Source organism: Plantactinospora sp. B5E13 (assembly GCF_039871775.1).
Classification (GTDB): Bacteria; Actinomycetota; Actinomycetes; order Mycobacteriales; family Micromonosporaceae; genus Plantactinospora.
Map to the genome: position 1 here is coordinate 167,030 of NZ_JBDPLT010000011.1, position 20,247 is coordinate 187,276.

At 72.8% G+C, this 20,247-nt stretch carries 15 protein-coding genes; 7 read left to right on the forward strand and 8 right to left on the reverse strand.

The annotated features are described in order from the left end of the window. Positions 1–2: 2 nt before the first annotated feature. Entirely contained in the window at positions 3–1,316 is a 1,314-nt protein-coding gene (locus ABGB05_RS13310; RefSeq protein WP_347653563.1) for an Hsp70 family protein, read from the reverse strand. 414 nt (positions 1,317–1,730) lie between these two features. Between ABGB05_RS13310 and ABGB05_RS13315 the strand changes: the two genes are divergently transcribed. The 3 genes from ABGB05_RS13315 to ABGB05_RS13325 all read left to right on the forward strand — a co-directional run bounded on the left by ABGB05_RS13315 (position 1,731) and on the right by ABGB05_RS13325 (position 6,721). Further along, entirely contained in the window at positions 1,731–2,654 is a 924-nt protein-coding gene (locus ABGB05_RS13315) for an IniB N-terminal domain-containing protein (protein WP_347653564.1), read from the forward strand. A gap of 213 nt (positions 2,655–2,867) precedes the next feature. After that, positions 2,868–5,186, forward strand: a complete 2,319-nt coding sequence (locus ABGB05_RS13320; RefSeq protein WP_347653565.1) for a dynamin family protein — start codon at positions 2,868–2,870, stop codon at positions 5,184–5,186. Further along, positions 5,183–6,721: a hypothetical protein gene (locus ABGB05_RS13325; RefSeq protein ID WP_347653566.1), complete on the forward strand. Its 1,539-nt coding sequence runs from the start codon at positions 5,183–5,185 to the stop codon at positions 6,719–6,721. Before ABGB05_RS13320 ends, ABGB05_RS13325 begins: the two co-directional genes overlap by 4 nt. 76 nt (positions 6,722–6,797) lie before the next feature. Here the strand turns inward: ABGB05_RS13325 and ABGB05_RS13330 are convergent, their stop codons facing one another. From ABGB05_RS13330 to ABGB05_RS13340, 3 genes are all read right to left on the reverse strand, one after another. After that, positions 6,798–7,808, reverse strand: a complete 1,011-nt coding sequence (locus ABGB05_RS13330; RefSeq protein WP_347653567.1) for a hypothetical protein — start codon at positions 7,806–7,808, stop codon at positions 6,798–6,800. Between the two features lie 14 nt (positions 7,809–7,822). Then, on the reverse strand, positions 7,823–8,257 hold the full coding sequence (locus tag ABGB05_RS13335; RefSeq protein ID WP_347653568.1) for a hypothetical protein: 435 nt from the start codon (positions 8,255–8,257) through the stop codon (positions 7,823–7,825). A 118-nt stretch (positions 8,258–8,375) separates the two neighbouring features. Then, a complete protein-coding gene (locus ABGB05_RS13340) occupies positions 8,376–9,575 on the reverse strand; it encodes a hypothetical protein (protein WP_347653569.1) in 1,200 nt (399 codons plus the stop codon). A gap of 134 nt (positions 9,576–9,709) precedes the next feature. Between ABGB05_RS13340 and ABGB05_RS13345 the strand changes: the two genes are divergently transcribed. Further along, positions 9,710–10,252 (forward strand): hypothetical protein, encoded by a 543-nt coding sequence (locus ABGB05_RS13345; RefSeq protein ID WP_347653570.1) that lies wholly within the window; start codon positions 9,710–9,712, stop codon positions 10,250–10,252. 29 nt (positions 10,253–10,281) lie between these two features. Here the strand turns inward: ABGB05_RS13345 and argS are convergent, their stop codons facing one another. The 3 genes from argS to ABGB05_RS13360 all read right to left on the reverse strand — a co-directional run bounded on the left by argS (position 10,282) and on the right by ABGB05_RS13360 (position 14,259). Next, the gene (gene argS / locus ABGB05_RS13350; RefSeq protein ID WP_347653571.1) at positions 10,282–12,009 is read right to left on the reverse strand and encodes an arginine--tRNA ligase; all 1,728 of its coding nucleotides are present in this window, start codon (positions 12,007–12,009) and stop codon (positions 10,282–10,284) included. A 354-nt stretch (positions 12,010–12,363) separates the two neighbouring features. Then, positions 12,364–13,236 carry an NAD(P)-dependent oxidoreductase gene (locus tag ABGB05_RS13355; RefSeq protein WP_347653572.1) on the reverse strand — a complete coding sequence of 291 codons (873 nt, stop codon included), beginning with the start codon at positions 13,234–13,236 and terminating at the stop codon, positions 12,364–12,366. A 321-nt stretch (positions 13,237–13,557) separates the two neighbouring features. Beyond that, positions 13,558–14,259, reverse strand: a complete 702-nt coding sequence (locus ABGB05_RS13360; RefSeq protein ID WP_347653573.1) for a GAP family protein — start codon at positions 14,257–14,259, stop codon at positions 13,558–13,560. 376 nt (positions 14,260–14,635) lie between these two features. Between ABGB05_RS13360 and ABGB05_RS13365 the strand changes: the two genes are divergently transcribed. From ABGB05_RS13365 to ABGB05_RS13375, 3 genes are read left to right on the forward strand one after another with little or no spacing between them, the layout of a single operon-like run. After that, complete coding sequence (locus ABGB05_RS13365; protein WP_347653574.1) at positions 14,636–16,537, forward strand: sigma-70 family RNA polymerase sigma factor; 1,902 nt, start codon at positions 14,636–14,638, stop codon at positions 16,535–16,537. A gap of 43 nt (positions 16,538–16,580) precedes the next feature. Next, positions 16,581–17,414 carry a MerR family transcriptional regulator gene (locus ABGB05_RS13370; RefSeq protein ID WP_347653575.1) on the forward strand — a complete coding sequence of 278 codons (834 nt, stop codon included), beginning with the start codon at positions 16,581–16,583 and terminating at the stop codon, positions 17,412–17,414. Positions 17,415–17,423: 9 nt separating this feature from the next. Next, complete coding sequence (locus tag ABGB05_RS13375; protein WP_347653576.1) at positions 17,424–18,887, forward strand: aldehyde dehydrogenase family protein; 1,464 nt, start codon at positions 17,424–17,426, stop codon at positions 18,885–18,887. Positions 18,888–18,970: 83 nt separating this feature from the next. Here ABGB05_RS13375 and ABGB05_RS13380 read toward each other — a convergent pair whose 3' ends face one another. Then, positions 18,971–20,203, reverse strand: a complete 1,233-nt coding sequence (locus tag ABGB05_RS13380; RefSeq protein ID WP_347653577.1) for an SUKH-3 domain-containing protein — start codon at positions 20,201–20,203, stop codon at positions 18,971–18,973. Between the last annotated feature and the right edge of the window lie 44 nt (positions 20,204–20,247).

The following is a 20,247-nucleotide window of genomic DNA, read 5'->3' on the forward strand; positions in this document are numbered from 1 at the left end:
GCTCACCCGCGACCGGCCGTGAGGCGGGAAAGGGCACGCATCGGCAACTCCAGTGGGGTGATCCGGATCGGGGGGCGGGGTGGCAGGTGTTCGCGCCCGTCGGCGCCGGAACCGGGGGGCCGGCGGGCGGGTTCCGCCGCCGTGGACCGGTCCCGTTGGCGCGGCACGACCTCGCCCGGACCGTACCCGGGGCGGGGCGGCCGCATCACCGGTGGCCGTGGTGGGGGTCGGTTGCCCCGCTGCCGGTCCAGGATCTGGCTGCCGGCCAGTGCCGCGCCGAGCGCGACCGTGAGCTGCGGGTCGGGTGCGGTCTCGACCGGCACCGGGAACCGGGCGGCGAGCAGTTCGCGCAGCAGCGGGATCCGGGCCGAGCCACCGACCAGCAGGACGGCGTCGACCTCTTCCGGGCGCGGGCCGCGGGAGCGGACCGTCCGGGCCAGTTCGTCGACGGTCAGCGTCAGGGCGGGCCGAATCAGCTCCTCGAACTCGCCGCGGGTGACCGTCATCCGGAGGTCCCGCCGGGGCAGCCGTACGGAGATCTCGGTGCTGCCCACGTCGGTCAGGTCCACCTTGGCCCGGCGGCACTCCCGGTGCAGCCCGCGCAGCGCCGACCGGACCAGTGGGTCGGTGAGGTCGGACAGTTCCCGGCCCAGTGCGGTGCGGATCTGTTCGACCAGCGCGTCGTCGAGGTCGGCGCCGCCGAGGTGTTCCGGTTCGGGGTGTACGCCGCGCAGTTCGAAACCGAGCGGCTGGACCCGGTCGACCACGGCCGGTTCGAAGGTGTTGCCGCCGAGGGTGTGCACCGCGAGCGTCCGCCCGGCGAGCCCGTACCCGGCGTGGTTCGCGGCGGCGGCCACCGGCCCCGGTACGAGGGTGACGTCGGCGAGCCCGACCTCCCAGAGCGCCTCCTGGAGCAGGTGCCGGCGGTACGCGCCCCAGCCGGCCGGGTGGCTGAGCACCATCCACTCGGGGCGTTCGCCCTCCCGTTCGATGACCCGTTCGACCACCCACATCGCCAGCATCGCGGTGAGCGCCTGGGCCGTACACGCCTCGCCACCGAAGAGCAGTGGCACGTCGTCGCCGATCCGGGGTACGAAGTTCCGGGCGATCCAGCCGCCGTCGACGGGGTGCTCGTAGTCGTCGGGGTCGGCGACGGTGATCGACCGGTTCGTCGCCATCAGCAGGACGGACGGCACCGGGTGGCCGGTCGGGGCGAGCCGGACCGCCTCGGGCTGCTCCCAGGTCGAGCCCCGGGGGCGGATGACAGCGGCAGTCGTGGTGGTGCTGCCGATGTCGACGCCGAGGACATAGGGCATTCGATCAATCCTTCACCACGAGTTGTCGTCGGGCGGGCCGGTGGGTGGTGCACCGTTCCGCCGGTGTCGACGCCGGTCGCGCCGGGTGCGGGCCCGGGCGGTCGGGCTCGCCCGGTGGGCCGTTAGGGAGTCATCTTTTCGTACCAGAGATCTATCCGCCATCGGGACCCTAACTCTGGCGGAACGCATCCCCTAAGCCCCTAATCTGAACTTCAGGTTCGGCCCCAATCCGGGGCACGGCCGAACCGGGCACCGTCCCCGATGCCCGGGCCGGGACCGCCGGCTACGGTGAGCTACCAGATCCGAACGGCGCCACCGGGCCGGCTCGACCGGTGCACCCGCGTTGGCCGCACCAGCGTGGGGCGGCAGCGCAGCTCCGGCCAGTACGCCAGCTCGTTTGAGGAGACCGGCACGATGGGTTCGCCCCAGACACTGCACGACTTCGTGCTCAACCTGCTCACCAACCCGGATGCGCGGTCCGCTTTCGAGCTGGACCCGGAGGGGACCCTGCGGGACGCGGGGCTCACCGACATCACGGTCGCGGACGTGCAGGACGTGGTGCCGCTGGTTGTCGACTACGCGCCGGTCCAGGGGCTCGGTTCGCTGCTTCCGGTGACCGAGGATCTCGGCCTGGAGCAGTTCCAGCCCGACCCGACCGCGGTGATCGGGCAGTTGCAGCACGTCGCGTACCAGCTCGCCGCCGGCACCCACTCGACCGGTCCCGACCTCAACACCGCCGCGCTGGGTGTGATCAGCACCGTCGCGCCGGCGAGCCTGGGGGTTGTCGGCGCCGGGCTGCCCGGTCCGGGGCTCGACGTCGACCAGCCGCTTCCGGTGGCGCCGCTGGACGAGGTCGCGCCGACCGGGGTGGACCTCGACGACACCCTCGACTCGGGGCTGTCGGATCCGGTGTTGACCGACACCACGGGGGCCGGGGTGCCCGGCGGCCCGGACGGCGGCCAACTGGGTCTGGTCGACTTCGCCGGTGACACCCTGCACGGCACGCTCGACCAGGTGACCGGGCTGGTCGGCACGCTGGGCGTGACGGACGGGCTGGGCGGGGTCGGGAACTCGCTGGGCGTCGGTGATTCGGTCGCCGGGCTGACCGACGCCGTCGGTGGTGTCGGGGACGCGCTCGACGTCGGGCCGCTGAGCACCGCCGACGATCCAGCCCTCGACGACCTGGGTGTCACCTCGACGGTGACCGGTCTCACCGACCACGTCGGCGAGACACTGCGCGGGACCACCTCCGGTCTCGTCGGAGACACCGGGCCGACCGGAGACGAACACGCCTCCACCTCCGGCGGCCTGCTGGGCATCACGGATGACCTTCTCTGAGCGCGGGAAGCCCGTGTAGCCCGCCGAAGGCCGGACTGTGGTCCCACGGTCCGGCCTTCGGTTCTCCGGTGGTGCCAGCTCGCCGTACCGGCAGCCGATCAGGCCGTAACCGCTTCGCTGCGGTGGGCAGTGGATCGGGCCGGAAATCGTCGGTGCCGGCGCAGAGCCGAGTTCTCCTCTTGATAATTGCGGCGTAATCGGCACACTTGGTGCGTGGTGGCGCCCAACTGGCTTGACGTCCTCGACGAGATCGTCCGGGTCTCCGGCAGACACGGACGGGACGACCTCATCCAGTGGCTCCGGCGGCGACGCGCCCAGCTGCTGGATCCGAGACTGCGGGTGCTGGTCGTCGGTGAGCCCAAACAGGGCAAGAGTCTGCTCATCAACGCACTGCTCAACGCGACGGTCTGCCCGGTGGGTGAGGGAATCAGCACCACCATCCCGACCGTGGTCGGCCACGCCGAGACCCCCGGTGCCGCGTTGGTCTGGAGTCCGCTACCCGGCGGTTCCGGCCGGTCGGAGCGTCCCGGGTCGGAGCGTCCCGGGTCGGAGCGTCCCGGGTCGGAGCGTCCCGGGCCGGAGCGTCCCGGGCCGGAACGGTCCGGAGCGTCCCGGTCGGACGGACCGCGCCGCCCGCCGACCGGGCCCGGTCCGGATCCGTGGTCCGCCGCCGGTCACGGTGTCGAACCCCGGCCGGCGTCCCGGCGGGCAGGCCCCGGTCCGGCGGCCGCGCCACGGTCACCGGCGCCGTCGTGGCCGGAGACGGGCGCCGGACACACGGGCGCCGGACAGACGATGGCCGGACAGACGACAGCGGGACAGACGACGGCAGGGCAGTCGGCTGCGCGGGTGCGACAGCCGTCCCCACCCCCGGGCCCGCTCGGCACCGAGGTCGTCGGCCCGGCCCGCCGGATCGCCGTACCGATGGAACGGATCGCGGCCCGGATCAGTGGTCGTGGCGCCGGGATCGGTGACGGCACAGGTGCCCCGGAGACGGCCGGTCCGCCGTCCGCCGGCGGAGGTCGGGGGAGCGACCTCGACGGCACCGGGCCACGGCCCGGCACCGGGGTGGAACACGCCGAGATCGGCATTCCCCGGGCACTGCTCGCCTCCGGACTCGTGCTCATCGACACCCCGGGTATGGACGTGACCGACCCGCGGCGCCCGATCAGCCCGGCCGCCGCGCCCGGCCAGGCCGACCTGGTGCTGCTGGTCTCGGACGTGACCCGGGAACTCTCGGTGACCGAACTGAACCTGCTGCTGCACATCGCGCAGTCGCACGCGAACGTGGCCGTGGTGCAGAGCAAGATCGACATGGTGCCGCACTGGCGTGCCGTGGTCGAGCGCAACCGTCAGCACCTGGCCGACGCCGGTGTCGCCGCCGCGCTGATCCCGGTCTCCGCGACGCTGCGGCTGCAGGCGGCCCGGACCAACGACAAGCAGCTCAACGCCGAGTCGCACTTCCCCGAACTGATCAACCGGTTGAGACGGGACCAGGCCGGCAAGGCCGACACCCTGGGACGGAACGCGGTGGCGCTCAGTTCCCGTACCGTCCTCGAACAGCTGGCGGCGCCGTTGCGGGCCGAACTCGCGGTCACCAGCGCGGCCACCAGGTCCGGTCCGATCTCCAAACTGCACGCCGCGCAGCGCGAGGTCGACGAGCTGCGCCGCTGCTCACAACGGTGGCAGAACACCCTCAACGACGAGATGGCCGACCTGATCTCCGACGTCGAGTACGACCTGCGCGACCGGACCCGGCAGATCCTGCGCAAGGTCGACGAGGCGTTCGACACCGCCGACCCGCTGACCGGCTGGGACACCTTCCAGGAGTGGCTCACCGAGAACCTCACCGAGGCGGCGGAGGCGAACTACGCCTGGCTGGCCGAGCGCTGCGGCTGGATCGCCCAGCGGGTCGCCGGCGCCTTCGAGCGGTACGGCTTCGACGCCCTGCCGAGCTGGTCGGTACGGGTGCCGGAGAATCTGGCCGACCGGATCCAGGTGATGGAACAGCCGACGGTCGAACGGTTCACCCGCACCCAGAAGCTCGTCACCGGTCTGCGTGGTTCGTACGGCGGGGTGCTGATGTTCGGCCTGGCGACCACGCTCGCCGGGATGCCGCTGATCAATCCCATCTCGCTCGGCGCGGGTGCGCTGTTCGGCGGCAAGAGTGTCCGGGACGAGGGCAAGTCGCTGCTCAAACGCCGCCAGGCGGCGGTCAAGACCGCGACCCAGCGGCACGTCGACGACTTCTTCCTGCGGTTGAGCAAGGACACCAAGGACACCGCCCGGCAGGTGCAGCGGATGCTTCGCGACCACTTCAGCGAGCTGACCGAGGATCTGCAGGAGGGCATCGTCCGGTCGTTCCGCAACGCCAAGCAGGCCGCCGAGGTCGACGCGGCGCAACGCGACCAGCGGCAACGGCGGATCGCGGAGGAGATGAAACGGCTGTCCGACCTCTACGAGCGGGCCCAGGCGCTGGCCGGGGTCGCGGTCGTCGCCGGAGACCGCGGCGGGCTGGAGCCGGGGGCGTGACCCGACCGCACGAGCAGGTCCGCCCGGCCCGGCCCGGCCTCGACGAGGCCACCTGGGAACTGCTGACCGAGGCGGCGGAGGTCTACCGCAACGACCGGCGGGCGGTGCAGCGGCTGCACCGACTGCTGGAGCGGTTCGGCGAGCCGCTGCGGATCGCGGTCGCCGGACCCTGGCGGTCCGGCAAGTCGACCCTGCTCAACGCCATCATGGGAGAGGAGGTCGCGCCGGTCGAGGTCGCCGACGGACGTCAGGTCTTCACCTGGTACGAGGACGGTCCCCAGCCGCGGATCACCGCGTACCCGGCCAACGGGGCGCCCCGGGACCTCTCGGTCACCCGTACCGGCAACGGGATGCGGGTGGACCTCGGCGGCTGGCGCTGGGACCAGGTCGACGACCTCGTGGTGCAGTGGCCGGCCCGGGCGCTGCGGCACGCCGTACTGATCGACACCCCGGCGATCACCCCGGAGCTCGACCCGGCGGGCACCGGCGCGGCGGGGACAGCGGTCGAGCGCGCCCTGCCCGCGGCGACCGACGACGGCGCCGCGACCGTCGACCGGATCGTCCGCGAGGCGGACGCGGTGCTCTACCTCAGCCGGGACGGGCGCGGCGACGACCTGCGCGCGCTGCAGAGCACACAGCCGGGCTCGGTGGCCCGGGCGGCGCCGGTGAACGTCCTGCTGGTGCTCTCCCGGGTCGACGAACTCGCCGGCGGACGGGTCGACGCGCTGCTGACCGCACGGCAACTCGCCCGCCGGCACCGCCGCGACCCCCGGATCAACACCCGGTGTCTGAGCGTCGTCGCACTCGGCGGCCTGGTCGCGCTCGCCGGCCGGGTGCTGACCGAGCCGGAGTTCACCGCGCTGGCCGCGTTGGCCCGGTTGCCGAAGGCGGAGACCGACCTGCTGCTGCTCTCCACCGACCGGTTCACCGCCGTCGACTTTCCGGTCGCGATCGACGCCGCGGCCCGGCACGCGCTGCTCGACCGGCTGGGTATCTTCGGGGTACGGCTGTCGACCACGCTGATCCGGACCGGCTGTGACAGTCGGGCCCGGCTCTGCGCCGAACTGGTCCGGCGCAGCGGCCTGACCGAACTGCGCGAGTCGATCACCCGCTATTTCGTGGACCGGACCCCGGTGCTCAAGTCCCGGTCGGCGTTGGCCGCGCTGGAGTCGCTGCTGCGTACCGAGCCCCGGCCGGGTGCGAAGGAACTCCTCGCCCGGCTGGAGCAGGTGCTCGTGAACGCGCACGAGTTCCGCGAGCTGCGGCTGTCGGCGGCGCTGCTCGGCGGCCGGGTCCGGTTCGAGTCGGGCCTGGTCGCCGAGGCCAACCGGCTGATCGGCGGGGACGGCACCAGCCTGGCCGCCCGGCTGGGGGTCGAGCACGACGCCGGCGGCGACGAGCTGTGGGACCGGGCGAGCGCGGCGGTCGGCCGCTGGCAGGAGCTGGCCGAGGATCCGGTGTACGGGGCCGACCAGCGCCGTGCCGCCCGGATGGTGGTCCGCAGTTGCGAGGGGATGCTCGCGGAACTGGGTTGATCCTCCGGAGCCACCACCCGGCCGGCAACGCCGCGGTGCCGCCGCCGACCGGTTGGCGCCGCCCGGCCGGGAGCGGTCAGCTGTCCGGCAGCAGGTTCCGGGTGATCTCGTCCGGCCGGGCGTCACTGATCGCCGGTGTTGCCACCCAGAGTTGGCCGTAGTCCTTCCGGGCCGCGACGATCGTGTCGGCCAGCGCGCCGAAGGCGTCCTGGACCTTGCGCTCCTCCTCCAGGACATCACCGTCTAGTTTGGACATCGCCTCCGAGACCTTGACCGCGACCTCCTGAGCGGTCGGCGCGCTCAGCTCGTTCGTCTTCGGCGGATCCGGTACGAGTCCCTGTGACATGGTGCTGCTCATGATCAACACCGCGCCGGTGATGGCCAGGCCGCCGGTGCCCAGGGTCAGCGCCGTACCGACCGAGATGCCGATCAGGGTGCCCCAGGTGAAGCTCTTCGGGTCCTTGCCGTTGTTGAGGGTCTGCACCGCCTGGATCGACTTGTCGAGCAGTTCGACAACCGCCTTGCGATAGCGGATGTACATCACCTTGGTGCACTCGAGGTACTCGCGGCTGACCTTGGCGACCGCGGCCTGGTTGCCGGACGAGGTCTGCAGCGGGCTGACGAAGTTGTCGAGGAAGTTGACCTGGAAACTGCCCTCCCACTCGGCCATGTCGGTCCGGACGTCGTTGATCCTGGACAGCGCCGAACTCGCACCCTGGTAGTTGCCGGCGTCGTCCTGGCTGCCGCCGAACGAACTCTCGATCGTGCGCAACGCGCTGATCATCGAGTTGAGGGCGTCCGGATCCGGCTCCAGGTACTTCTCGAACGCCGGTTCCACCCACTCGTAGTACTCGTTGCGGACCGTGTTGCGGTATCCCTCGATCTCCTCCGGCGGAATCGGGGAGGCGTTGTTGGGCTGGTCCGGGTGGGCCTGCTGGTACTCGAGGTCGACCGCCTTGCGCCACGACTCGATGTCGTCGAGGGTCTGTTTGATCAGCTCCTGCTTCAGCTGGGCGGCCTTGTCCCGTACGGTCGACTTGTATGTCCCTCCGGCCAGGTCGCCCGGGGTCTCCACCTGACTGCTCACGATGCGGGCTCCTTTCAGGGCCGGGGTGCCGGCTCACCGGGGTGGTCCGGGGCGCCCTCGACCGGGGGATTCGACATCGGGTCGTCCGGGTTGTGCTTCGAGGGGTCGTTCAGGATGCTGGAGAGTGCGTCGGAGCGGGCCATGTCGGCGTCGACGTACGCCTGCTGCGCCCGGCGCAACGCCGCACTCGCGTCCAGGACGGTGCTGCCGATGTCCTGGTACATCCGCTGCAGTTCGTCGCGGACCTCCGCCCAGGCCGCACCGACGGCGCTGGTCATGATGGTGCCGCCGGGGCCGGTCGGGGCGTTGGCGCGGAATCCGCCGTCGTCGTCCCCGGTCGCGCCGCCCAGTGCCCGGCTCGCGTCGTAGTAGACGTCTGCGATGCGGGGCAGATGTACGTCGGAGACCCGCCAGAGGTGGTAGAGGTCTCCACCCATGATCTGTACCATCGACACTCCTTGCCGGTCGTTCACGGACCGTGGTCGCCCGGGTGGCAGTTCCCGGCCGGCCGACGGTGGGGTTGTCGGTTCATCGGGTGCGGTGGTCGGAACCGGAGCGGTCGCCGCCTCACCGGTTCCGGCGTAGCCGGCGGGTGACCCAGCCGCCGAGCAGGACGAGCACGGCGGCGCCGGCGACGAACGGCCACCACGGCAGGCCGCCACGATCCGTCTCCGGCGCTGGCGCGGCCGACGGAAGGAACGCGTACACCCGGTTGCCGGCACTGTCCACCAGGTACGCCGTACCCGAGGCGCCCACCGCGACCGGTCCGGCCGCCGGCCCGCCGGTCGACGGGAGGGTGGCGACCTCCGTGACGGCGTCACCGGCACCCAGCCGGCGCACCGTGCGGTCCTGCTGGTCGAGCAGGTAGATCCCGTCCGGTCCGGCGGCGACCGCGCTGACGTTGTTCACCGGGGTCCGGGCCGGCGGCCACGTCTGGTCCTCGGCGAGGCCCCAACCGCCGCCGCCGTCCCCGCCGGTCCGGACGACCGTGGCCACCCGCCCGCCGCTGAGGCGGTGCACCAGCAGACCGCTGCCGATCCACACCGCGCCGTCGCCGTCGACCGCGAGGCTGGCCGGGGCCGGTACGGGCACCGCGGTGGCCGGTCCGCCCGCCGCGGTCACCTGGGTGCCGCCGTTGCCGGCGACCGTGGTGATGACGCCGTCCGGGGTGACCGCCCGGACCCTGCCGTTGTCGGTCTCCCCGAGGTAGACGGTCCGGTCGGGGCCGACGGCGAGGCCGCCGAGTTGACCGAGGGTCGCCTCGGTGGCCGGGCCACGGTCGCCGGTACCGCCCCGCCGGCCGTCACCGGCCACGACCGACAGCCGGCCGTCGGGCGTCAGGGCGAGGACCCGGAACAGCCCACTGTCCGCGATGTAGAGGACGTTGTCCGGTCCGACCGCCAGCGAGGTGGGCAACACCAGGTCGAACCCGGTGCCCCGGACACCGTCCGGCACCGGCCGGCCCGGAACTCCGGCCCGACCCGTACCGGCGACCGTGGTGATGGTGCCGGCCGGCGAGACGGCCCGGACCGTGTGGTTGCCGCCGTCGCTGAGATAGACAGTCCCGTCGGCGGCCACCGCCACACCCGTCGGATGGTTCAGCGTCGCGTTCGCCGCCGGGCCGCCGTCACCGGACGCACCCGCGCCGCCGGTCCCGGCGAAGACCGTCAGGTCGTCGGCGTCCGCCCGGACCGGAGTGGACGGGAGCAGCGCCGCCCCGAGGACGACGGTGCCGAGCAGGGCAGTGAAACGACCGGGCGAGAACACGTGCCCTGTCTACCACAGGGGGGATAGGGGGCGATTGTCCGTACGGGACTGACTATGGTGGGACGGCATGTCCGGTCACGGAAGGGACGGTTATGGCCTCCATCGGTGAGCATCTGGACAGGATGGTCGTCACGGTGAACTCTCCCGATGAACGCATCCACGCCCAGGTGACCAACTACCACGACGTCGACATCTGGTTCAGCACCGGCGCGTACGACCGGTACGACGAGGACGACCTCGCCCACCAGCTCGCCCGGCTCGGCGTACTCACCTGGGTCGCCTACCATCGCGGTCGCAGCGAGGCGTACCAGAAGTCGCAGGGACTCAGCGCCCAGGAGCTGGCCGCGGCCGAGCGGCCGGCCGCCGACCCGCACCAGCGCCGGTACGAGGAGGAGCTCAACGCCATCGACGCCGAGGGGGTGTCGTCCGGTGGCACGGTCCGGATCCGTACCCGGGGCCTGATGCAGTGGGATGTGGTGATCGAGCCCGGTACGACCCGTCGGCTCGGCGAGGCGGCCTTCCTCAACGAACTCCACACGGCGATGAGGTCCCTGCTCAGTGACCGCGAAGTCAAGATCATCACGCTGAAGTCGGAGTACTTCGACATCGGCATCCCCCGGCGCTGGCGGGAACTGATGACCGAACTGCGGGCGATCAACCGACACCGTCGCGGCTGAGGAGAACGGCTCCACCGCCACCCCGGGTGTCACATCCGGTCCGGGGCGGTGATGCCCAGCAGGTGGAGGCCCTGCCGGAGAACCCGGGCGGTGAGCTCGCAGAGGGCCAGCCGACTCGCCCGGGTCCCGGCGTCGGCCCGCAGCACCGGACAGCGTTCGAAAAACGTGCTGAACGCGGTCGCGACCGCGTACAGGTGACTGGTGAGCCGGTGGAACTCCAGGGTCCGCTCGACTTCGCCGACCACCGCGCCGAAATCGAGCAGTTCCAGGGCGAGGGCCCGCTCGGCCGGATCCACGACCGCGATCCGGGCGCCGGCCGAGGGTCCACCACCGGCCCGGCGGAAGATCGACCGGATCCGGGCGTGGGCGTACTGCAGGTACGGGGCGGTGTTCCCGCCCAACGCCAGCATCCGATCCCAGTCGAAGACGTAGTCGCGGGTCCGCTCGCTGGACAGGTCGGCGTACTTGACCGCGCCGACCCCGACCGCCCGCGCCACCTCGGCCAGCTCGGCCGGGTCCAGCCCGGGACTCTTCTCCCGGGCCAGCGCCTCGGCCCGGGCGACCGCCTCGTCCAGCAACTCGCCGAGCTTGACCGAGTCGCCGGCCCGACTCGCCAGCTTCCGGCCGTCCGCGCCGAGCACCAGACCGAAGCCGAGATGTTCGGCCCGGACCGGTGGTCGGAGCCAGCCGGCCTGCCGGGCCACCGCGTACACCAGCTCGAAGTGCTGCCGCTGCGGTAGCCCGACCACGTAGAGCAGCCGGGTCGCGCCGAGGGTGTCGATCCGGTGCCGGAGCGCGGCCAGGTCGGTGGCGGCGTAGCCGTACCCGCCGTCGCTCTTGCGGACGATCAGCGGCAGCGGCTCCCCGTCCCGGCCGACGAACCCGGGTGGGAAGACACAGGCGGCGTCACCGCTCCCGGTGAGCACGCCGAGCCGGTCCAACTCCCCGGTCAGCGGGGCCAGTTGGCTGTTGTACCAGCTTTCGCCGACGAAGTCGTCGGCGGTCAGCAGCACCCCGAGCCGGTCGTAGACGGCCAGGAAGTACCGCTCCGACTCGGCGACGAGCCGCCGCCACAGCCGTACCGTGAACTCGTCGCCGGCCTGCAGCGCGACGACCCGCCGCCGGGACCGCTGCCGGAAACCCCCGTCGGCGTCGAACTTGACCCGGGCGGCCTGGTAGAACGCGTTCAGGTCACCGATCGACAAGCTGTCGCCGGTGGTGGACGCACCGAGGTCGAGCAGATGCTCGATCAGCATCCCGAACGGGGTGCCCCAGTCACCGAGGTGGTTCACCCGGACGACCCGGTGTCCGAGCCAGTCGAGCAGCCGTACGGCCGCGTCGCCGATCACCGTCGAGCGCAGGTGACCGACGTGCATCTCCTTGGCGACGTTCGGGGCCGAGTAGTCGACGACCACCGTCTCCGGGTTATCCACCGGCGGTACGCCGAGCCGGCTGTCGGCGGCCATCCTGGTCAGCAGCGTGGCGAGCAGTTCGTCGGCGACGGACAGGTTGACATAGCCGGGGCCGGAGACGGTCGCCGCCGAACAGACACCGGACAGGTCCGCCCGGTCGAGGGCCTCGGCGGCGACGTCCCGGGGTGGCCGGCCGAGCCGACGTGCCACGGCGAGCGCCGCCTCGGCCTGGAAGTCCGCGTGCCGGGACCGCCGGACCAGCGGATCCACCGCACCGCCCGCGACGGACGCGAACGCCGGCGCCAGCCGGTCGGTGAGCAGACTTTCGAGACTGGGATTCATCATCACGCCGATCTCACTGGCGGTCCGGATCGCTCCCTGCCCACCGGTACGGCGGGGCGGCGGCGGGCGACCCCGGACCGGATGGGAGGGAAGAAGAGCGGATCGATCGGCGACCGAACGGGACCGGCGGATCGAACCGCCGGTCACCACGGGTCAGGTCAGCGCAGGCGGTCGCGGCGTCGAGCCACGCGTCGCCGTCGGCCGAGCGGCGAGACCGGCTCGGACGCGGATGCGATCGCGACCTGGACCCGGGACATGTGAGGCAGCCTACCGCGCCGCGAGCGGGACCATCGGCGGGATTTCCGGCTGTTCGCCGTGACAGTTCCCGGACGGTGGTGGGACTGCGTTCGACACCGGTCAGGACGGATCCGGTTCCCGGGCGAGGATCGCCGGGTCGGTGAGGGTCGTCCGCCAGGTCGGATGTCGGGGCGTCCAACCGGCGGCGCGGGCCAGGGCGTTCGAGGCGGCGCGGCCCGGGGCACGCGACGAGATCCGCGGGGTACCGCGGTAACCGGCGGCCCGGGCGTACCCAGGTCCCCACTCGTCCACGTGCGTCGGGTCGTCGTCGACGATGTTGACCGGCCCGGCGGGCCAGTCGAGCGCGCGGACGGTCGCCTCGACAGCGTCGTCGACGTGAACCCAGCTTGTCCACGCCGTGGTCGCCTCGATCCGCCCCTGCCGGGCCCGGGCGGTCTGTGCGCCGTCCGGCGCGTACCAGGTGCCGGGCCCGTAGAGCAGGCCGTAGCGCAGGGCGACGCCGCACGGAATCCGGGCGACCTCGCGTTCGAGAAGCTCGATGGCGTCGTACGCGGGTTCGCCGGTCTCCGGCACGGTGGCGAACGGTTCCCGCTCGGTCGCCGGCGTCGGGCCCGGGCGGTACGCCCAGGAGATGCTCTGCGCGACCAGCCGGGTCACGCCGTGGTCGAGCATGCTACCGACGAGGTGTGCGGTGCCGTCGATCCGCAGTCGGCGGTTGGCGGCGAAGTCGAGTCCGGCCAGGTCGGTCAGTTCGTGGACGACGACGTCCGGAGCCGCGCGCTCCAGGGCCGCGTCGACCGAAGCGCGGTCGAGCGCGTCCAGCACGATCCCGTGTCCGCCGAGTCGCCCGATCAGTGGGATCCGGGACGCCTGCCGGGTCGTACCCCAGACCTGGTGGCCGGCGGCGACCAGCGCGCGGACCACGGCGGACCCGAGCAGGCCGGACGCACCGGCAACGAGAATCCTGGACATCACACCACCCTCGTCGGTCTCCGAACCATATTGCCGGCCCCGGGGGCGTCCGGTGGCCCGGTCATCCCACGCGCTGGTCATCCCACGCGCTGGTCAGGCCACCCGGTCGCGCGGTGGCATGTCCCGGATGACCGCCCGGGTCGCCGCGAGCCCGACCAGGAACCGGCGACGGCGACCGCAAAACGGCGACGGCGACCGCAAAACGGCGGCGAGCAGCGGCTACGGCGCGTTCGACTCCAGGACCGGGCCCAGGACCGGCAGTCCAGGTTCGCCGCCGATCATGCCCTGGGCGAGTACGACCAGGGCGGCCAGCCGCCCGGTTCAGCCCACGACGTTCGGAAAGAGCCGGATCGCCGCGTCGCGGGCGACGAGGAAGCCGGCGATGCCGAGGATCCAGCCGGTCGCGGTGCCGGCCTTCTCCACGAGCCAGGTGTTGAGTCGCCGCAGCAGTCGTTCGGAGAGGCCGGGAAGGACGGCGCGGCCGGCGAGCAGCACACCGGCGGGCAGGACCATGACCAGGCAGTAGCCGGCCAGCAGCATCGGCACCGTCCACACGGCGAGGTCCGCGGTGGTCATCAGCCCGACCGCCCCGAGGTACGGCAGCATCGTCGCCACCTCGGCAAGCGCGGCGAGCAGGGCCAGGCCGAGCAGCCAGCCGACTGACGAACCGCCCGTGGTGACCCGGTCCCGCCACCGGGACACCGGACTCGGACCCCGGCGGCGTTTGCCGTCGAAACGGAAACTGAGCGCGAGAAGGCCGACCCCGAGGGCCAGTTGGGCGTAGTTCAGCACCGGGCTGTCGGCCGCGCCGTCGAGTGCGTCGACCAGCCGCCCGCCGCCGAAGAGCAGCAGCAGGCCGACGGCGAAGTAGAAGACCACGATGGTGCCGAGGTACCCGAGGACCCGTCCGACACCGATCCGCTCCGGGGAGAGCAGCAGCCAGATCGGGATGAAGAGGGTGCCGATGCTGGTGCTGTCGATCAGGGCGAGCCCGGCGAGGGAGAGCAGCAGGCCGCTGCTCATCGGGTATCTGTCGGGCGTGGCACGGATGTCCTGGTCATACCGCCAGTCTCGGTGCGCCCACGGCTGGTCGCCTCGGCGCCGGGAACGAGATCCGGTTACATCGTTGGACGGACCTCAGCGGACTCCGGATGGGCCTGGGCGGACCTCGGCGGACCTCGGATGGGCCTCGGACGGACCTGGACGGACCTGGACGGACCTGGCGGGTGCTGACCGGGGAGCGGCTTCACCGGCTCGAGACCGCAGGCGCCTGACCGGTCCGACCGTCGAACCGAGCCCGGCGATCCCGCGTACTGCCGGAAGAAACCGTAATCCGGCGGCCGCCGTAGCGTCTCCGAAACAGGAGCCCGTCGGAGATCGTGACGTGGCGTACGGAACCGTGAACAGTCAGCGATGGGAGTGGAGCGGCATGATCCGACCCGGCCGAAGTTATCCCGACCCCGGGGTCGTCCGTGCCGCCCGGGCCGGTGACCGGCACGCCCTCGACACACTGGTGGCCGGGTCGCTGCCGCTGGTCTACAACATCGTCGGCCGGGCGCTGCGGGGGCATCCCGACACCGACGACGTGGCCCAGGAGACGCTGCTCCGGCTGGTCCGGCACCTGGCCGAACTGCGGGACCCGGCCGCGTACCGGTCGTGGCTGGTGGCGATCACGGTCCGGCAGGTGCGGGACTGGCAGCAGGCCCAGCGGACCGGTACGCCCGGCGGGGCGACGACCGAGGTTCCGGACGAGGTGCCGGATCCGGCCGGCGACTTCGCCGGACTCACCATCCTCCGGCTCGGCCTCACCGACCAGCGCCGGGAGGTCGCCGAAGCGACCCGCTGGCTCGACCCGGACGACCGGGAACTGCTCGCCCTCTGGTGGTTGGAGGAGAGCGGTGAGCTGGACCGGGCAGACCTCGCCGCCGGCCTGGGACTGCCGGCCGGGCACGTCGCCGTCCGGGTGCACCGGATGAAGGAGCAGCTCGACGTCGCCCGTACCGTCGTCCGCGCGCTGCGGATCCGCCCCGGATGTCCGGAACTCGCGACGGTGACCCGGGGCTGGGACGGCGTACCTACCCCGCTGTGGCGCAAGCGGCTGGCCCGGCACGTCCGGGAGTGCGCCGACTGCGGACGCGCCGGCCACGATCTCCTGCCGGTGGAGGGCCTGCTGGCCGGGCTGCCGCTGTTGCCGGTGCCGCCGGGTCTCGGCGAGCGGTTCAAGGCGTCGGCCGGCGCGTACGCGGCGCCACCGCGTGGCCTGGGCCGGTTGTTCGGTACCGGGGCGCGCGGGGTGGCCGGCCCGGTCTCGGCCGCCGCCGCGGTCGCCGGCCTGGTCGTCGCGGTGCTGCTGGCGGTGCAGCTCAGCCGGCCGGGCGAGCCGGAGACGACGGCCCTCGCCGGTCCGGATCCGGCGCCGGGTGCCGCCGCGACGACCGGCGGTGGGCCGGGCCCGAGCCCCGGCGTCGGCACGCCGACCCCGTCGACCGGCACGCCGACCCCGACGGCGACCCCGAGCCGGCGTACGTCGGGTCGGCCGGCCGTGCCGGCGGCGCCACCCCGGACGTCGGAGAAGACGGGCGTCGCGGTGTGGAACTTCCCCGGGGTCAGTCAGGCCCTCGCCAACTCCGGGGCGAGCTGGTACTACACCTGGGCGGCACACCACGACGGGGTCAGCACACCACGTGGGGTGCAGTTCGTGCCGATGATCTGGGGTCGGGACCACGTCACCAGCGCGAACCTGGCCCGGGCCAGGAGCGCCGGACCGTACCTGCTCGGGTTCAACGAGCCGGACCTGGCCGGCCAGGCGGAGATGAGCGTGGAGGAGGCGCTGGACCTCTGGCCGAAGTTGCAGGCGACCGGCAGCAGGCTGGGCAGCCCGGCGGTCGCCTTCGGTGGTGACCGGCCCGGCGGCTGGCTCGACCGGTTCATGTCCGGGGCGAAGGAGCGCGGTCACCGCGTCGACTTCATCGCGCTGCACTGGTACGGCGGGGACTTCCGGACCGTGAACGCGGTGAGCCAGCTCCGGTCCTACCTGCAGGCGGTGTACGAGCGGTACCGGAAGCCGATCTGGCTCACCGAGTTCGCCCTGATCGACTTCTCCTCGGGGCAGGCCCGGTTCCCCAGCCAGCAGGAGCAGGCAGCCTTTGTCACGGCCGCCACGAAGATGCTCGGCGGACTGTCGTACCTGCAGCGGTACGCCTGGTTCGGGCTGCCCGCCACCGACAAGGACCGCAGCGGGTTGTTCCGCAGAGGTGACCAGCCGACCGCGGTCGGTCGGGCGTTCCAGGCGGCCGGTTGACCGGGAACTCCGGCAAGGGGGACAGAGTGGCGGGGAGTCCACGGTGAGCCGGGTCGGGGAGCGGGTACGTCCGGTCGACCTGGCCCGGCTGGTGAACGTCTCGACGCAGCAGATCCGCAACTACGTCGACGCCGGGATCCTGCCCCCGGCACCCCGTACGCCGAACGGCTACCGCAGCCTCACCGACCGGCACCGGCGGGCCCTGCTCGCGTACCGGGCGCTGGCCAGGGGGTACGGCTGGGGTGCGGCGCGGGCGATGATGCAGGCGATCCACGGCGGGCAGCTCGCCCGGGCGTTCGAACTGCTGGACGCCGGCCACGCCGCCCAGCACGAGGAGCGGCGGCTGCTCCGGGAGACCGGCGAGGCGCTCGATCGGATCGCCGGTCAGCCCACGGGAGGGGACCGGACCGGGGACTCCAGGGCCGGGCTGCGGATCGGGGAACTCGCCGCGCACCTCGGGGTCCGGACCAGCGCGCTGCGGGTGTGGGAGGCCGCCGGCCTGCTGACCCCGGGCCGGGAACGGGGCACCGGGTATCGCCGGTTCGGCCCGGACGACGTGCGCGACGCCCGGATGATCTGGCTGCTCCGTCAGGCGCGCTACCCGTTGCCGCAGGTCCGCGAGATCATGGACGGCCTGCGGCGTACCGGGAGCACGGAGGCGCTGCGGGCGGTGGTCATGCAACGCGACGCGGAGCTGACCCGGCGGGCGGGCGCCATGCTCGAAGGCGCCGGCCGGCTGCACGACTACCTCACGGCCTACCCGCCGACCGGGACGACATCGGACGCCGTCACCGTCGACGGTCCGGCACCGGTTGACACGGTGCCGGATGGCGTGGTGCCGGGTGACACGGTGCCGGGGCCCGACCCGGCGGACTAGGCTGCCGACGTGCAGTCCGTGCCGTTCCATCTCGCCGGGCGGCCCACCGAGGGCCCGGAGCCGCTGATCGTCCGGCAGCCGTACGACGGCCGGGAGGTCGGCCGGACCAGTTACGCCGACCCCGACCAGGTCGAGGCGGCGGTCGCCGCCGCCGGGGCCGTCGCGGATCGGGCCGCGGCCCTCCCGGCGTACGTCCGGGCGGAGGCCCTGGACCACGTCTCCCGGCGGCTCGCCGAGCGGGCCGAGGAGGTCGCCCGCCTGGTCGGCGCGGAGAGCGGCAAGCCGATCCGCTGGGCCCGGGTGGAGGTCTCCCGGGCCGTCTCGGTGTTTCGGTGGGCCGCCGAGGAGGCCCGTCGGTTCTCCGGCGACCTGCAACGGCTCGACACCGAACCGGCCGGCCAGGGGCGGCTCGCCCTGGTCCGCCGGGTGCCCCGGGGTCCGGTCCTCGGCATCACCCCGTTCAACTTCCCGCTGAACCTGGTCGCCCACAAGGTCGCCCCGGCGCTGGCGGTCGGCGCACCGATCGTGGTGAAACCGGCGCCGAAGACGCCGCTGAGCGCGCTGCTGCTCGGCGAACTGCTCGCCGAGGTGACCGAGCCCGACGGCCCCGGCAGCGGGCTGCCGGCCGGGATGTTCTCGGTGCTGCCGGTCCCCGACGACCGGGCCGGTGACCTGGTCGCCGACCCGCGGCTACCGGTGGTCTCGTTCACCGGTTCCGGCCCGGTCGGTACGGCGATCCGCCGGGCCGCCCCGGACAAGCACGTCACGCTCGAACTCGGCGGGAACGCCGCCGCGGTGATCTGCGCGGACTGGTCGTCCGACGCCGACCTCCGGTGGGCCGCCGAGCGGATCGCCACCTTCGGCAACTACCAGGCCGGGCAGAGCTGCATCGCGGTGCAGCGGGTCCTCGTCCACGAGTGGCTCCACGACGGTTTCCTGCCCCGGCTGGTCGACGCCGTCCGGGCCCTACGGACCGGGGACCCGGCCGACGAGACGACCGACGTCGGGCCACTGATCAACGAGGCGGCGGCCCGACGGGTGGAGAGCTGGGTCGACGAGGCGGTGACCGCCGGGGCGACCATCGAGGTCGGCGGCCGCCGCTCCGGTACGGGCTTCGCGCCGACCGTACTCACCGGAGTGCCAGCGGGCAGCCGGGTGAACACCGAGGAGGTCTTCGGGCCGGTGCTGGTGGTGGCGCCGGTCGCCGACGACGCCGCCGCGTTCGACGCGGTAAACAACTCGGCGTACGGGCTGCAGGTCGGCGTCTTCACGCACAGTCTGCAGACCGCGTTCGCCGCGCACCGGGCACTCCGGGTCGGCGGGGTGATCGTCGGCGACGTGCCGTCGTACCGGGCGGACCAGATGCCGTACGGCGGGGTGAAAGACAGCGGCGTCGGCCGGGAGGGCGTACGCAGCGCGATGGACGACTACACCGAACCCCGGGTGCTGGTGCTGTCCGGAGTGGACCTGTAGGGACGGCCTGCCGGAGCGCTGTGCCCCGGCTCACCAGGTGCCGTGGCGCTCTCGGCTCGCCGGGGTCCCCTCAGGCGTCGGGTTCACCAGGTGCCGTCGTCGTGCACCCGGTGCGCGGCGCGGCCGAGCAGCAGGTTGGTCAACGCGTCGTCGATGCCGGAGCCGATGAACCACTCGCCGGCCTGGTCGAGGGCGAAGACCCGCTCGTACTCGTCCATCGCCAGGATGCTGTCGCCCTGCTCGGTGCCGATCGGGAAGAGCCGGGCCCGGATCAGGGTCGCGAAGTCACCGAGGCTGTCCGCGGTGTGCGCCGCCGCCCGGGGATCCAGGTCGAAACGCCGGATCCAGACCTGCTCGCCGGGGCCGCGCCGGGCACTGACCAGCCCGGGGAACCGGGTCAACGCGCTCTCGACCGCCGGGAAGCTGGTATGCCGGTGCCGTTGGCCGGGCGTCTCGACGACCGTTGCGATCGCGTTGCGGGCCAGCAGGTCGTCGCCGAACTGTGGTCGCCAACCCGCCTCGACCAGCGCGGCACCCACCTCCGACGGGAACCGGCCCGGCTCGGGCAGCGGTTGCGGACCGGGGCGGGACTCCTCGGTGTACGCGAGATCCGACCAGGGCAACACCCCGAAGTGGACCAGCGCCCGCAGGCACGGCTCGCAGGGCCGGTCGGCCGGTCCGCCGTACGGGTCGCCGGACTCGCGTACCCGGAACAGGGCGAAGTGGGCTGTGGTGAGCAGTTCCCGGGCAACCGGCAGGGTCAGGGTGGGCTGGCGCAGGTTCGTCTGCCGGCGGTCGTACTCGTGTAGCAGGTCCGAGAGCACGATCAGTTCGGCGTGCCGGTCGCCGCCCCGGACCAGGTGACCGGACGGCAGGTCGGCCAGGTACGCCGCGACCAGCGGGTGGTGCCGGAGTTCGAGGTCACCCTTGGCGCCCCGGGCGACGTACCGGTCGGTGCCGAGGCTCAGGTGGGCGGCGGTGCCCGGCGTCGCCGGTCGGCGGCTCGTCCGACGTAGTTCGACGGCGGGGTCGACGGTTCGGATCCGGGGCGGCCGGGTGGCCCGGTCCTGGCGGTAGAGGTCCTGCACGACCGGGGAGGGCAGCCGGGGCCAGTTGGTCATCTCGCCGGTTTCCCGGTCGATGACGGTCAACGTCCCGTCGCCTGGTGCCACCGGTACGTCGACCGGGATCCGGGACCAGACGACGTAACCGAGGTCGAACTCGTCGACCACGGGGTCACATTCGCAGCCCAGACGTACGCCGTCCTGGCGCGACCACTCGGCGGCGATCCTGGTGACTTCCTCGTGGCTGATCACTGTGGACTCCCCGTCCGGTCGCCGGGCCGGTCGTCTGCCGAACC

What these genes read in the sequence shown, in the direction of transcription:
- ABGB05_RS13310 (WP_347653563.1), bottom strand. Translation starts at nt 1,316, where the DNA reads ATGCCCTATGTCCTCGGCGTCGACATCGGCAGCACCACCACGACTGCC.
- ABGB05_RS13315 (WP_347653564.1), top strand. Translation starts at nt 1,731, where the DNA reads ATGGGTTCGCCCCAGACACTGCACGACTTCGTGCTCAACCTGCTCACC.
- ABGB05_RS13335 (WP_347653568.1), bottom strand. Translation starts at nt 8,257, where the DNA reads ATGGTACAGATCATGGGTGGAGACCTCTACCACCTCTGGCGGGTCTCC.
- argS (WP_347653571.1), bottom strand. Translation starts at nt 12,009, where the DNA reads ATGATGAATCCCAGTCTCGAAAGTCTGCTCACCGACCGGCTGGCGCCG.
- ABGB05_RS13355 (WP_347653572.1), bottom strand. Translation starts at nt 13,236, where the DNA reads ATGTCCAGGATTCTCGTTGCCGGTGCGTCCGGCCTGCTCGGGTCCGCC.
- ABGB05_RS13360 (WP_347653573.1), bottom strand. Translation starts at nt 14,259, where the DNA reads ATGAGCAGCGGCCTGCTGCTCTCCCTCGCCGGGCTCGCCCTGATCGAC.